12 protein-coding genes and 1 pseudogene are annotated in these 13,213 nt (G+C 66.4%); 2 read left to right on the forward strand and 11 right to left on the reverse strand.

Annotated elements, in window-relative coordinates; genetic code table 11:
• Window positions 1-1,721: 1,721 nt before the first annotated feature.
• The 3 genes and pseudogenes from JX283_RS06150 to JX283_RS06155 all read right to left on the reverse strand — a co-directional run bounded on the left by JX283_RS06150 (window position 1,722) and on the right by JX283_RS06155 (window position 5,660).
• Window positions 1,722-4,109: an ATP-dependent DNA helicase gene (locus JX283_RS06150; protein WP_370583424.1), complete on the reverse strand. Its 2,388-nt coding sequence runs from the start codon at window positions 4,107-4,109 to the stop codon at window positions 1,722-1,724.
• Window positions 4,098-4,631 (reverse strand): annotated as a pseudogene (locus tag JX283_RS08845) (PolC-type DNA polymerase III); the annotation flags it as partial. The gene JX283_RS06150 and the pseudogene JX283_RS08845, both read right to left, overlap by 12 nt.
• A 69-nt stretch (window positions 4,632-4,700) precedes the next feature.
• Window positions 4,701-5,660 (reverse strand): D-alanine--D-alanine ligase, encoded by a 960-nt coding sequence (locus tag JX283_RS06155; RefSeq protein ID WP_204829790.1) that lies wholly within the window; start codon window positions 5,658-5,660, stop codon window positions 4,701-4,703.
• 104 nt (window positions 5,661-5,764) lie between these two features.
• On the opposite strand from JX283_RS06155, the gene rlmN reads away from it, so the two are divergent.
• Window positions 5,765-6,862, forward strand: coding sequence for a 23S rRNA (adenine(2503)-C(2))-methyltransferase RlmN (rlmN, locus tag JX283_RS06160; protein ID WP_204829791.1), 1,098 nt, complete (start codon window positions 5,765-5,767; stop codon window positions 6,860-6,862).
• Between the two features lie 350 nt (window positions 6,863-7,212).
• Here rlmN and JX283_RS06165 read toward each other — a convergent pair whose 3' ends face one another.
• The 8 genes from JX283_RS06165 to rpmH all read right to left on the reverse strand — a co-directional run bounded on the left by JX283_RS06165 (window position 7,213) and on the right by rpmH (window position 12,182).
• Entirely contained in the window at window positions 7,213-8,082 is an 870-nt protein-coding gene (locus tag JX283_RS06165) for a ParB/RepB/Spo0J family partition protein (protein WP_239652503.1), read from the reverse strand.
• Window positions 8,075-8,875 carry a ParA family protein gene (locus tag JX283_RS06170; RefSeq protein ID WP_305082431.1) on the reverse strand — a complete coding sequence of 267 codons (801 nt, stop codon included), beginning with the start codon at window positions 8,873-8,875 and terminating at the stop codon, window positions 8,075-8,077. Before JX283_RS06170 ends, JX283_RS06165 begins: the two co-directional genes overlap by 8 nt.
• Before the next feature lie 230 nt (window positions 8,876-9,105).
• Window positions 9,106-9,846 (reverse strand): 16S rRNA (guanine(527)-N(7))-methyltransferase RsmG, encoded by a 741-nt coding sequence (gene rsmG, locus JX283_RS06175; RefSeq protein WP_204829793.1) that lies wholly within the window; start codon window positions 9,844-9,846, stop codon window positions 9,106-9,108.
• 153 nt (window positions 9,847-9,999) lie between these two features.
• Window positions 10,000-10,593: a R3H domain-containing nucleic acid-binding protein gene (locus JX283_RS06180; protein WP_204829794.1), complete on the reverse strand. Its 594-nt coding sequence runs from the start codon at window positions 10,591-10,593 to the stop codon at window positions 10,000-10,002.
• Window positions 10,594-10,667: 74 nt separating this feature from the next.
• Window positions 10,668-11,429, reverse strand: a complete 762-nt coding sequence (locus JX283_RS06185; RefSeq protein ID WP_204829795.1) for a YidC/Oxa1 family membrane protein insertase — start codon at window positions 11,427-11,429, stop codon at window positions 10,668-10,670.
• Window positions 11,430-11,455: 26 nt separating this feature from the next.
• A complete protein-coding gene (gene yidD / locus JX283_RS06190) occupies window positions 11,456-11,683 on the reverse strand; it encodes a membrane protein insertion efficiency factor YidD (RefSeq protein WP_204406985.1) in 228 nt (75 codons plus the stop codon).
• Window positions 11,676-12,017 (reverse strand): ribonuclease P protein component, encoded by a 342-nt coding sequence (gene rnpA, locus JX283_RS06195; RefSeq protein ID WP_204829796.1) that lies wholly within the window; start codon window positions 12,015-12,017, stop codon window positions 11,676-11,678. The genes yidD and rnpA overlap by 8 nt, the downstream gene beginning before the upstream one ends.
• A 12-nt stretch (window positions 12,018-12,029) precedes the next feature.
• Window positions 12,030-12,182 carry a 50S ribosomal protein L34 gene (gene rpmH, locus JX283_RS06200; RefSeq protein ID WP_135977869.1) on the reverse strand — a complete coding sequence of 51 codons (153 nt, stop codon included), beginning with the start codon at window positions 12,180-12,182 and terminating at the stop codon, window positions 12,030-12,032.
• 357 nt (window positions 12,183-12,539) lie between these two features.
• Between rpmH and JX283_RS06205 the strand changes: the two genes are divergently transcribed.
• The coding region (locus JX283_RS06205; RefSeq protein WP_204829797.1) for an ATP-binding protein at window positions 12,540-13,213 on the forward strand (674 nt) is incomplete at its 3' end.

A 13,213-nucleotide genomic window follows, 5' to 3' on the forward strand; every position in this document is an offset into this window, starting at 1 on the left:
GGGGAGGGCTCCTCGGCACGGCGGGCGGAACGCGGCGTGGGTTCGCTCACAGAGGAGGGGCCGGAGACGACAGGGTCGGTCGCGATGCGGCCGGTGGTCTGACGCACCTCTATGGTGCCGGTCTCCCGGGACGCGGCCTTGCGCGAGAGGAAGTCGGGGACGGGGGCGGAGGGTCGGGTCGACTGGTCCTCGACCACCGGATCGGGCTCCAGGTCGACCGGTTCCCCCACAACCTCCTCGACCGTAACGGGCTGCGTCTCAATGTACTCGATCTGACACGTCTCGGGGAGGATACCGAGGGCCTCTACCACGTCTTTTCCGTGGCGCACCCCCTCGACCTGCTCCATCTCGGTGACGGTTTGCATGACGACACGCTGNTCCGCAGGCACCTCGTCGACCACGATGNGGGAGTCGAGAGCCGCCCCGGCGACGGCCTCGGCCTCTGCCTGCGCGAGGAGCTCGGCGCGCTGGGCACGCTCCTCCTCGGTGCCGCCGCAGACNTCCTCGGCCACACCGAGCATGGCAGNGAGGGAGGCGTTGTTGTCGTTGGCCGCTCCGGTGAGGGGNATGAAGTGCGCGGCGANGTCGTTGATGCCGCAGACGAGCCCGGGCAGCGCGCAGACCATGCCGATGACCCATATGACCCGGAGGGCGACGTCGGGGATGACCACGACGAGCTNGAGCAGGNAGCAGAGGCNCGCGACGGCCAGGCCCATCGGGGCCCAACGANGCACGACCCCGCTGTAACNGNAGACCGCTGGGTNGGCGAGGAGCTCCTCGTGCCCGGTGTCGTAGTGGGCCATCACGACGATGGGGCGCACGCCTCGGCCGGCATGGGGGCCGGTACCCCTGTGGAATCCCACGACATTCTGGCTGCGGGCCGGGGGCAGGAAGCGGCCGAAGAGGTCGATGCCCAGATACCTCAGCACGAGAAGGCCGCCGCTCACGGCGGCGACCACGAACCCGAGCACCGCGAGTCCGATGCCGCCGATGCCTGACACCACCATGCCGAGAAACGCCAGCACGAGGAGGATCCCGCCGATGAAGCGGGTGTCGCTGGGGGTCGTGACGTCCTGACGCGTCACATCAAGGCCTTCGTTTGAGAGCAGCTCCTGCAGGATGTCTGCGGCGTTGACCTCCTCCTGGCTGTTCGCGGGCGCTATCTCGATCCGGGAGTCAAGGTAGTCGAGGTACTTCTCGCTCATGGACATCGGCGTCATCCTCCGTCGGTTCGGCCGCGAAGCCGGGTGCTTCGTTTATGGCATGTTCAAGGGCCGGAGCCAAAGATACCCGCAAGTATACGCCCTCANCCCCGCCAACGTGNAGGGTGNGGGAGGCCCCAGGAAGTCCCCTCAAACCCTCCGGACAACAAACATCGAACGTGACAAAAGTGTCCGGGTGATGGGACAGGGCACCCGGACACTTTTGTCACGTTGCTTTTTTTACGGTGAGTGTGACGGCGTACNCCCCTNNGNACACATCGGTTTACGGATCCGTGAGACATGACAGAAGATGCCGTACCTCCATGACGGAACCTGTTATCGAGAGCTATAAATGATATGTTTTAATATAGGTAACTAATACATGTAACCCATAACAGAGTTACAACAACACATGTAACGACCATNACCAACTAGNAANATCATAGGATACAAAGAGACGGAACGTTCTAAAACGTTCCGTCTCTTAAACAATATCATGTATCAATGTCATATATGGCTTCAGCTCTCGTGACTGCGTCTCCAAAGTTCGATGAAGCCCCTGAGGTTGTCCCGACCCAAACGGGTGACGTTGGAGCTGGGGAGCGAGTTGACGAACGTACGCCCGTAGCGCTTTGTGGTGAGACGGCTGTCCAGGAGTACCAGCACTCCTTTGTCGCGGCTGGAGCGGATGAGCCTTCCTGCCGCCTGCTTCACGGCGAGCACGGCTTCGGGCAGGGAGTGGTGCCACCAGGCGCGGGGATCCCGAGCCTCGCGTTCCTTCACCAAGGGGTCGTTGGGGTTGGCGAAGGGCAGCTTGGGGATGACCACGCACCGCAGGGTGTCGCCGGCGGCGTCGAAGCCCTCCCAGAACGACTTCAGTGCGAAGAGTGAAAGCAGCTCGTCTCCCACGAACTTCTNACGCAGGCGACGAACGTTGGCGTCCCTCGTCTGCTGCACGAGCTCCAAGCCAGCCTCACGCAGACGGGGGGAGACCATGGAGTGGAGCTGCTCCATGTCGCGGCGGTTGGTGAAGAGCGTGAGCACGGAGCCGCCCATCGCCTCATGGATGGCCACGAGGGCGTCCGCCATGGCTGGAAGGTAGTCGCGGGAGTAGGGGTCCGGCAGGTCGGAGGCCACCACGACGGCCATGTTGCGGTCGAAGTCGTAGCTGGAGGGGATGGTCAGACTCCGCGACGCCCCAGGGCCGAGGCAGTCCAGGCCCACGGCGTGCTCGAAGTGACCGAAGTCCTGCCCCACGGCCAGCGTGGCCGAGCAGTACCCCACGGTCTTGGTCTCCGGGTACCAGCGGCTCGCCAGCTCGGCGCCCACGTCGAGCTTCTCGGCCACCAGACGCTCCTCACCCCGGCGATTCTTGGCAAACGAGGCCTCGAGGTAGTAGACGAAGGAATCGTCGGTGCCGTCGAGCACGGTCTTGAGGGCCAGACGCAGGTTGCCGAGAGTGCGCAGGGGGTCCCCCATCTCGGTGGAGGCGTCCCGGACGCCCTCAAAGGCGAGGGCCTGAGCCTCCTGGAGGAACCTCACGGCCTCCTCCAGCGCCGCCTCGAAGGCGCGGCCGCTCTCCGCAAGCTGCGCCCATTCGGCCGTGGCCCGCACCTTGTCATCGATCCACAGGGTGACGGTGTCGTAGCCGCCGCGACGCCCGCAGCCTTGGGCCACCAGCACGAGGTCGTCGAAGAAGTCGGCCGAGAGCGTCATGGCCCGCGCAAGCGACGCGGAGCCCTTGGTGAGGACCCGCTCCACCGGCGTGCCGGCCTCGCTGGACGCGGCCTGGACCATGNGCTTGTGGATGGCGCCGGAGCGCACGCCGCCCAGGGTCTCAAAGGCCCTGCGGGCGTCAGGGGCGGCCACGGCGAGGGCCCACTGGCGCCGGGCCTCGGCGTCGAACCCGTGGGCCTCGTCCACCATCCAGTGGCGGATAGGGGGGAGGATGCGCTGGTCCGCCGCAACGTTGGTNAGCAGCAGGGAGTGGTTGGTCACCACGATGTCCGCCGAGGCGGCCCTGCGGCGGGCACCGTGGAGCAGGCATCCCTCGGCAAAGAACGGGCAGCGGTTGTGCAGGCACTCCTCGGGGGTGGTGGTCATCATCTGCCGCGGCACGTTGNGCCAACGGATGCCCAGGGAGTCGAGGTCGCCCTCGGGGGTCTGGCAGGCGGCGGAGAGCGTCACGGCCACGGCCGTGAGCATGTCGGACTCCACGGTGTTCCGGGACCTCCCGGCTGCGTTCACCTGGTCCACCGGGAGGTCCTGCAGCATGGCCCCCTCGACCTTGCGCAGGCACGGGTAGTGGTCGTATCCCTTAAGACTTATATATTGCAGGCCGCCGGGCAGGTTCTCATCTAGGAGNNGGAGCTCGCGGGAGACCAGCTGGTCGGTGAGGGCGTTGGTCTTGGTGGCGACACCGCAGGTCACGCCGTTCTCCTTGGCGAAAAGCGCGAGCGGCAGCAGGTAGGCCATGGACTNGCCCACGCCGGTACCCGCCTCCACCACGAGGTCGGTGGACGTGGCCAGCGCCTCGTTGACCGCCTGCGCCATGGCCTTCTGCGCGGGCCGGGGCTCGAACTCCTCGTAGAACGACCCCACGACGCCGTCCTCGCAAAATGCCGCCTCGAGCTCGCCCCTCGGCACCGTCACCGGGTCGCAGAGACGGTCCTTGGCGTCCACCTTCACCTGCATCCGCTGGGCACGCACGAGGTCGCGGCGCACCTGCACCAGGGAGAAGGGCACCTGCGTGCCCTCCTCGCCGGCGATATAGGCAAAGAGCGGCCGGTAGGGCCAGTCGACCTCCGGGTGCATGGAGGCCAGCTGGCCCGCGAGGCCGGGCGGAAGCGCCGCGAGGCCGCAGAGGATGACGCGCCACATGCCGGCGAGGGCCTCGACATCGTCCATGGCCCGGTGGGACACCGATGGGCAGCCGAACACGCGGGCGAGATCCTGGAGCCTGTGGCTGGAGAGACGGGGGAGGGCGATGCGGGAGAGGGCGAGGGAGTCGATCCAGAGGTCCGAGACCTCGGAGCCGCCGCGGACCTTCTCCACGAACGTGCGGTCGAACGTGGCGTTGTGCGCGATGACGGGGCAGCCGCCCACGAAGTCGGCGAGCCTGGCCACGACCTCCTCGGCACCCGGGGCATCCACCACCATGGCGTTGGTGANGCCGGTGAGCTACTCGATCTCNGGCGGGATGGGCCTGGAGGGCCTCACGTACGACTCGAAGCGGTCCACCACCTCCCGTCCGCTCAGACGNGCCGCCGCGACCTCGATGAGCTCGCAGTCCTTGAACGACAGGCCAGTGGTCTCGGTGTCGAGGACGACGACGTCCTCCTCGATGGGTCCGAAGTCGCAAGCAGGGTCGGCCGCCCTGTCGGCGAGGGACCGGTACAGGTCGGCGACGGCCATCGGCGTGCCCGCCATGAGCAGGTCGTCGACGGTGCGGGGCTCGGAAGTGGTGCTCACGGGGCTCCTTTTGACGGCGGAGGGACGTTANAGACGACCCGCGCCCTCCTCCAAGGCCCATTCCACGAAGCGGCGGCACAGCTCGGGGAAGGGGATGCCGGAGCGCTGTGCGCTGTCGGGCAGGAGGGAACGCTCGGTCATGCCGGGGATGGTGTTGGTCTCGAGCAGCACGGGCTCGCCGGCGTCGNNGACGATGAAGTCGCTGCGGGAGCAGCCGGAGCAGCCGAGGGCCTTGTGGGCGGCCACCGCGAGCTCCTGGGCGCGCACGTAGGCCGCGGGGTCCAGGCGCGCGGGGATCACGTGGTGCAGCTCGCTGGGCTCGTACNTGGCCTTGAGGTCGTAGAACTCGGCGCCGGTGACGATCTCCACGATCTGCAGGGCCTCGGGCTCGCCGTTGCCGATGACCGGCACGGTGATCTCGGTGCCGGTGACGCACTCCTCGACGAGGGCGCGGTCGGATGACTCGTGGGCGACCGCGATGGCGTCCGCCAGCTGGCAGATCTCGGTCACGCGGGTGACGCCGTAGCTGGAGCCGTTGAGCACCGGCTTAACGAAGAGGGGGAGTCCCAACCGGGCCACCACGGCCTCGGTGTCGACCTCCTCACCGCGCGCCACGCAGATGCCAGCNGGNCAGGGGATGCCCGCGTCGCGGTACACGAGCTTGGCGAGGTCCTTGTCGGCAGCCGTGGCGCTCGCCACCACGCCGGAGAAGGTGTAGGGGATATGCAGCACCTCGAGCACGCCCTGGATGCAGCCGTNCTCGCCGTACTTGCCGTGCATGGCGATGAAGGCCACGTCGTAGGCACCGGTGGAAAGCCTGACACCCAACTCGGGGTCGGCCGCGTCCACCAGGTCAACGGACTCGAACCCCGCCTCGGCGAGGGCGCCCTGCACGGCGACGGCGGAGCTGTGGCTCACGTCGCGCTCGTCGGCCCAACCCCCCCACAGGAGGCACACATGGGATCTGGTGACGTCGTTGCTGCTCATAGGGGCTCCGATCGGGCTTGCATGAACGGGTAGACTGGGACGGTACGCAGGTACCGGAGTCGAGGATACTCCACCCACCCTCTCCCATAGGATCAGGTGCCAGAATGCCCGAGAAAACCCAGCCCACAAGCCCCAGCCGCGAGAACGCGGAACAGAACGCCACCCCCGCGTGGCGCGGCCCCAAGGCCGACCTCNNCGCCATGGACCACGNCCAGNTCGTGGCCTTCATGGAGTCCATCGNCCAGCCCTCCTTCCGCGCCAAGCAGGTGGAGGACTGGGTACGCCACAAGAACGTGCGCTNCTTCGACGAGATGACCAACCTCTCCAAGGCCCTCCGCGCCCAGCTGGCCGATGTGGCCACGCTCGGCGGCGTGACCGAGGTCGCGCGCCAGGAATCCCTGGACGGTTCNCGCAAGTACCTGTTGGCCTTCGACGACGGCCTGTCGGTGGAGTGCGTGGGCATGCCCAACGGCGACCGCCTCGCCGTCTGCGTGTCCACCCAGGCCGGCTGCCGCATGGGCTGCCGGTTCTGCGCCACCGGGGAGGCCGGGTTCACCCGCAACCTCACGGCCGACGAGATCTACGCCCAGGCCGCCCACGTGGGGCAGGACTTCGGCCAGCGCGTGACCTCCGTGGTGCTCATGGGCCAGGGCGAGCCCTTCAACAACTACGACGAGACCCTCGCCGCCATGCGGCTCATGAACAGCGAGGACGGCCTGGGGATCGGCGCCCGCCACATCACGGTGTCCACCTGCGGCGTGGTCCCGCAGATCCGCCGCTTCGCCTCCGAGCCCGAGCAGTTCGGCCTGGCCCTCTCGCTGCACTCCGCCGTGCCCGAGACCCGCAACCTCCTCATGCCGGGCGTGAGGAAGCACAGCCTCAAGCGCCTTCACGACGTCATGAAGGACTACACCGAGAAGACCCACCGTCGCCCCACCTACGAGTACGCCATGATCGCCGGCGTCAACGACGACGAGCCGCACCTGGACGCCCTCGTCGACTTCTGCCGCGGCACCCTCTGCCACGTGAACCTCATCCCNTTCAATGAGCACTCCGGCTCCAAGCTCAAGCCCTCGTCCGAGGAGCGCATCGACCGCTTTGTGAAGGTGCTCGAGGGCGTGGGTGTGGAGACCACCGTGCGCCGCAGCCGAGGAACCGACATCGACGCCGCCTGCGGGCAGCTGAAGCAGCGCCTGCGCTAGGACGCACGGGACAGAGCGGTCCAAAGGAGAACGGGCCTCCCAGCCGATGCGGCGGGGAGGCCCGTTCGCTGCACGTCGTTGCCGTGACGGCCGGTGGGGAGGGGCCAGGGGGCTAGTAGCCGGCCTCCTCCCACTGCCGCTCGATCCAGGCCCGGTTGGCCTCGAGGCGAGCGGCGTCCCGGGCGGCACCGGGGTCGCCGGAGAAGCGCTCGGCCATGGAACGGCCCACCTCCACGACCCGCTTGGCCGTCGAGGTCAGGTTTCCCCGGGCCTGCGGGGTCAGCAGCACCATGAAGGCGGCCACGGCCCCGCCCACANCCACACCGGTCACCACGAACATCCCAAGGGACCTACGCATGGGCACCATCCTCTCCGTTGGCGGCGAGGAGCCCCATGAGGCGCTTGAGGTCCTCCTCGTCCTTGAACTCAATCTCGATGCGGTTCTTTCCCCGGCTCTGCTTCACCCTGACGGTGGTGTCGAGGGCCATGCGCAGGCGTCGGGCCGCACGTTTGAAGGCCTGGGGCGCAGGGGGCCGGATCGGCTTGGGTGATTCCGTGCCAGAAAACAACGGTGCGAGGGTTTCTGTCTGACGCACCGACAGATTCTCCTCCACGACCTTGCGGGCGAGCTTGATTCGCCCTTCCTCGCTCGGCACAGCGAGGATGGCCCGGGCGTGGCCCGGGGTGAGCAGGCGCTCGCAGAGGAGTACCTGCACCTCGTCAGGGAGGTCCANTAGACGGAGGGCGTTTGCGATGGCCGGCCTCGACTTGGAGAGGATCTTCGCCAACCCCTCTTGGGTGAGGCCCTGGGACTCGATGAGCTGCCGGTAGCCCCGGGCCTCCTCGATGGGATCGAGGTCGCTGCGCTGGAGGTTCTCGATGAGGGCGAGGGAGAAGACCGCGTCGTCGTCTACCTCGCGCACGAGCNCGGGCACCTCCGTGAGGCCTACCAGCTTCGACGCCTGGTAGCGGCGCTCGCCGGNGATGATCTGGTACTCGCGTCCCACCTTGCGCACGAGGANGGGNTGGANCACGCCGTGNTNCCTGATAGAGTNNGCCANCTGCTCCAGGGCCTCCTCGTCAAAGTTTTGGCGGGGTTGGTCCGGGTTGGGCTTGACCTTGGAGATGGGAAGGGTGGCCTCGGTCTCCTTGCCCACCTCGGCCGACGACTCGGCCATGAGGGCGTTGAGGCCCTTTCCCAGACCTGTTTTCTTAGCCACGGTCGATCACCTCCTGGGCAAGGGCCGTGTATGCGACGGCACCCTTGTTGGTAGGGTTGTACTGGGTGATGGGAAGACCGTAGGACGGCGCCTCGCTTAGCTTGACGCTGCGCGGGATCACCGNCTCAAAGACCCGGTCGCCAAAGAAGCGACGGACCTCGGCCACGACCTGGTTGGAGAGCGTGGTGCGCTTGTCGTACATGGTCNTCAGGACACCGAAGATGTCGAGGGCCGGGTTCAGGCTCTTCTGGACCATGGAGGTGGTCTCCATGAGCTTGGTGACGCCCTCCAGCGCATAGTACTCGCACTGGATAGGGATGAGCAGGCCGTCGGCGGCCGTAAGGGCGTTCAGCGTGAGCAGGCCCAGGGACGGTGGGCAGTCGATGAAGACGTAGTCATAGCTGCCTTTCACGTCCTCGAGGGCGTTCTTGAGGATAGACTCACGGGCCATACGGCTCACAAGCTCGATCTCGNCACCGGCCAGCTGAATGGTGGCGGGCACGATGGAGACGTTCTCCTCGACAGTGCCCACGATAGCCTCGTCCATGGGGCGGTCTTGGAGCAGCGCGTCGTACACGTNGCTGGTCAGGTCCTNCTTCTCGATGCCGTAACCGCTCGTGGTGTTGCCCTGTGGGTCCAGGTCCACGACGAGGACTTTCTTTCCNGCCTCTCCGAGGGCNGCAGAGAGGTTGACGGCGGTGGTGGACTTACCCACACCGCCCTTCTGGTTAATGATGGCCAAGACCACGGGCGAGTGCTCCTGACCGCTGCAATCTTCCTCCGTATACGGCACCGTTCCTCCTGTCTACCGCGACCCCAACGCTTCACTACGGCAAGTATACAGACGGCAGGTGCCCTGACGTTCCACGTGAAACAGGAAGCTACGGTGACAGCGACGCCCACGATGTTTCACATGTAACATATGGCAAGCGATTGCGCGCCGGCCGAATGGCCGCCCAGCGCCCCTGAGCTATGTTTCACGTGAAACAGGCTGCCGAGCCCAGTGGGAGAGCGATGGNCCACTCAGGCAAGGGGCTTGCTNTTTGCCTCTCCGACGGGACGGGGGAGCTTTANGAAGGAGTGGCCGTCCTTTTCGTAGACAACGAGCTCCCGGTGCCCCATGCCCTCGGGAAGGCTGAGTGTTTCACGTGAAACGAGCCTCATACCGACCTTCTCCGCCGTCTTCTGCCCAGAACCGAGCTCCTCGTCAGAGAGTCGCCCCTTCGACACAACGAGGCGGCCGCCCTTGGACAGGAGCGGCTGGGCGTACTCCACNAACACCCCCAGGGGGGCGACGGCTCGGGCAACCACGGCACCGAACTCGCCCCTATGGTCGACCGCATAGCTCTCGGCCCGCTCCCGCGTCGTCCCCACNGCGCCGAGCCCCATGGCGTCGGCGAACTCGGCCACGGCACGGGCCTTCTTGCCCACCGAGTCCATCAGGACGAAGGGGCGGTCCTCCATGACGGCCAGAGGAATCCCTGGGTAGCCGGCACCGGTCCCGATATCCAGGACCGGGCCGTCGGTCTTGGCGACCTCCTCCTCCAACAGCAGGGAATCCAGGATGTGGAGCACCAGGGCGTCCTCGGGGGAGGTAATGCGGGTGAGGTTCATGACCTTGTTCTTCTCGAGCACCAGGTCAAGGTGGTCGAGGAGGAGCGTCCTCTGGCCCTCCGTGCAGGCGACGCCTTGGGAAGCAAGCAACTCGCCCAGCCTGCGGTCGAGCATAGCCCGGCCCACGCCGCCGACAGTGTCCTTCTCCATGATGCACGCTCCCTGCCAAGAACCGACGAACCACCGAAATCTGGCACGGACGAACCCGCCGCACCGGCCCCACCTTGCCATAGAAAGAGGAGAGCCCGCACCGGAATGCGGGCTCTCCTTTAAAGACGCGGGCTGACCCAAGTATGCACCAAATTATCTATCGATGTCGTCGACGGGCTCCACCACCACGTACCGGTCGGGGTCCTCGCCCTCGGAATGCGTGGAGACCTCGGGGTCGTCGCGGAGCGCGATGTGCACGAGGCGACGCTCGTAGGCACTCATGGGGGAGAGGGACACGGGCTTGTCGGAGCGCTTGGCGCGGTCCGCGGCACGGCGGGCCATATCGCGGACCTTGCGGCGACGGCGCTCGCGGTACCCCTCGATGTCCACGACCACNGGGTAATGGAAGCCCAGCTGCCTGTTCACGAGGGACGAGAGGATCTGCTGGAGCGCCTCCAGGGTGCGACCGTGGCGGCCAAGGAGGATGGCGAGGTCACCCTGGGAGACATCGAGGATGAGCTCACCCNCGTCGCCCTCATACTCGTCGATCACCACATCGTGCTCGCCGAAGCAGGNNAGGAGCTGACGCAGGTAGCTCACGGAGAGGTCGGCCACGGCGTCGACCTCCGCGTCGTCGATGGAGCCGTTCTCCACAAAGTGGGCCTTGACCGCCTCGAAGTCGACGGCAGCATCGAGGGCCTCCTCCAGGGCCTCGCCCTCGGTGTCCATGATTTCCTGGGGGTCCATGGGATCTCCTTCCATTGATACAAAACGAGGCACGGTGCTCTGCCCGTGCCTCGTTCAGACGACTTCGACTCTGTCTAGGACTTCTTGCGGGGGCGGGGGGCCTTCTCCTTGCGCACCACGTTCACCTGAACGGGGGCGTTGGCCAGGCGCTCCTCCTCTTCCTTCTTGAACTTCTCCATGATGCGGTTGGTGATGAAGAGCTGCTGGATGACGCCCCACGCGGCGGAGGTGTTGTAGTAGAGCACCACGCCGACGGGCACGGTCCAGCCGAACCACATCATCATGCCGGCCATGACCACGCCCATGACGAGCGTCTGGGACTGCTGCTGCCCGGCCGCGGAGTTGCGGGTGTTGAGGTACATGGGCAGGAAGGTCAGGGCGCCGAAGAGCACATCGAGCAGGATGTACACCCAAGCCGCGCCGATGCCACCGGAGGCGAGCACACCCGCGCAGGAGCCGTCGAGGGCGGGGAGAATGTTGTAGAAGNGCGCGCCGGACGGCACGTTCTTGAGCACCGTGAAGAGTGCGAAGAAGACCGGCATCTGCAGGAACAGGGGCAGGCAGCCGCCGAGGGGGTTGAACTTGTGCTCGGAGTAGATCTTGCGGAGCTCCTCCTGCTGGCGGACGGGGTCGTCAGCGTAGCGCTCCTGGATCTCCATCATGCGGGGCTGCAGCACCTGCATCTGGGCCGACGAGCGGGTCGACNNGATGGTGAGCGGCGTCAGCNGGATACGGATGATGAACGTGAGCAGGATGATGGCGAGACCCCAGTCGCCGCAGAAGCCGGCGATACCGGCCAGGACCTGGGTCAGAAAGCCGATGAACCATTCCCACATAGGTGTAATTCCTTAGATAGTTGCGGTCAGGGAACCGGGTCGTAGCCGCCCTTGTGGAAGGGGTGGCACCGGCAGATGCGTCGCACGGCCAGCCACCCGCCCTTGAGGGCCCCGTAGCGTCGCACGGCCTCGACGGCGTACTGGGAGCACGTCGGTCGGTAGATGCAGCACGCCGGGAGCAGGGGAGAGATGTAACGCTGGTAGCCCAAGAATATCTTCAACAGTATTCGCGCCGCAATACTCCGCCTATTCATCTCCACGGAGCGCCCCCACACCTGCCTTGGCGAGGGCGGAACGAAGGCCCCGCCGAAGCTCCTCGGGGGAGGCGTCNTGGGTGCGGTCCGTCGCAAAGAGAATGACGTCATAGCCAAGCAGAGGCAGCCCGCTCGCGCGGGCTGCCTCTCTCAAGACGCGTTTGCAGCGATTGCGATAGACCGCGTTACCGAGCCGCTTGGGCGCCACGAACGCGACGNTCGGCTGCTCCGGTCCCTCACACGCCAGCACCGACACGCGGACGAACGGCGATCGGCCGCGGCGCCCNTTCTTGAAGACGCGCTCAAAGGCCTTGGCCGACTNGAGCGTNCTCACGGAGAGGAGGCCTTAGCGGGGGCGGGTCTTGGACACGGTGAGGCGCTTGCGGCCCTTGGCACGACGGCGGGCGAGCACCTTACGACCGGCGGAAGTGGCCATGCGGGAACGGAAGCCGTGGCACTTGGCGCGCTTCCGCTTATTGGGCTGGTACGTACGCTTCATTGGGAAACCCTCCTGGATACTGCGTTCTAGCTGCGGTTGGTTGCAGCACAAGCTCCACGATTGTAGGAGCCACCTTCACGAACTGTCAATTGTCACACAAAGACCACGTGAACGGGGGCGACGGAGTATGCCCACCGTCCCCGCGCAATCATGCATCGTGTTCCGCACGGTGAAAGAAACCGTTCGCGGTCCATGAAAAAACGCCATCGGATACTATGGGTTTGCGCGGTCCATTGCACCGGGATTCACGGTTTTCAACAGCATTTCACCCCTTGTTGAAAACACGACTTCCGCAACGAAAGAAATCCACCGCAAGATTTCAACACCCGACGAAATACTGTCGAAAGCGAGACCTCCATGGCCGATTCGTTCTATCCGTTCGTCGAGAACGGGCCCGAAGGGGCGCCCCAAGCGCCCGAGGGGGCCATGGAGGTCCGCAGCCCGACGCGCGTGGCCGTCTACGACGACGCCGCGGCGGCGCCCCGCGTGGTCGTGGTGGGGCCCTCCGACGTGCGCACNTACCTCGAGGAGGNCACCGCGACGGTCAACCGCCTCGCCAAGGAGCAGGGCGGGTCCATCCCGTTCACCGTCATCCGCGAGTGCGTGGAGAACCTCGTCNACGCCTACTTCACCGCCCCCACGGTCTCCATCCTCGACGGGGGAGACACGATCCGCTTCTCCGACCAGGGGCCCGGCATCGCCGACAAGCGCCTGGCCCTGGAGTACGGCACGTCGAGCGCCACGGAGGAGATGAAGCGCTACATCCGCGGCGTGGGCTCGGGCCTGCCCTACGCCTCCCAGTACATGGAGGACAAGGGCGGCTCCCTCACCATCGAGGACAACATCCAGGGCGGCTGCGTGGTCACCATCTCCCTGGCGGCCGAGGGGGACGTGTGGCCGGCACAGGCCCCCGCGGCCCCCTACGCGGCCCAGGCCGGGGCGCCCACGGGCAACCCGGTGCCCATGACGCAGCCCCCGGCGGCCGCGGCCCCCTACAGCGCCCCGCAGCCCTACGGATCGCCGTACCCGTT

Origin of the sequence: Olsenella sp. CU969 (assembly GCF_905219715.1) — a bacterium.
Taxonomy (GTDB): Bacteria; Actinomycetota; Coriobacteriia; order Coriobacteriales; family Atopobiaceae; genus Granulimonas; species Granulimonas faecalis.

Coding starts and splice junctions, on each gene's coding strand:
- yidD (WP_204406985.1), bottom strand. CDS start 11,683: ATGAATAGGCGGAGTATTGCGGCGCGAATACTGTTGAAGATATTCTTG.
- rpmH (WP_135977869.1), bottom strand. CDS start 12,182: ATGAAGCGTACGTACCAGCCCAATAAGCGGAAGCGCGCCAAGTGCCAC.